General features: G+C 65.3%; 1 protein-coding gene. It reads right to left on the bottom strand.

Going from position 1 to position 262, the window contains the following annotated elements; all coding sequences use genetic code 11:
- Nucleotides 1-10: 10 nt before the first annotated feature.
- Complete coding sequence (locus ACZ3GY_RS24265) at nt 11-181, bottom strand: hypothetical protein (protein ID WP_156495941.1); 171 nt, start codon at nt 179-181, stop codon at nt 11-13.
- Nucleotides 182-262 lie beyond the last annotated feature (81 nt).

The raw sequence follows: 262 nt of genomic DNA, 5'->3' as shown, positions 1-262 counted from the left end.
GGTCACGCGATCACAGGGTGATCGCGGCGCTCAGCGAGGCAGGCGAGGGCGCGGCGTCGAGCGTCCGCGCTTCCTCGGTGTCGGCTCGGGCGATCATGCGGCCGAGTCCGATTCCGGCGGCCAGCGCCGCGACGATCCAGGTGGCGATGCCGATGACCACGGCAACGATGACAAGAACCATGGGACTTCTCCTTTGGAGTCCGGTGGTGCACAACGGGTAACTGGGTGAAACTGTAGCGGTCCGATGAGGTTCCTGAAGAGA

The sequence above is a fragment of the Pseudomonas sp. PME37.24/006 genome (assembly GCF_055556635.1).
This window is presented reverse-complemented; position numbering and strand designations above follow the sequence as displayed.

Excerpts from the sequence above, each read along its gene's own strand:
- ACZ3GY_RS24265 (WP_156495941.1), bottom strand. The coding sequence starts at position 181 with ATGGTTCTTGTCATCGTTGCCGTGGTCATCGGCATCGCCACCTGGATC.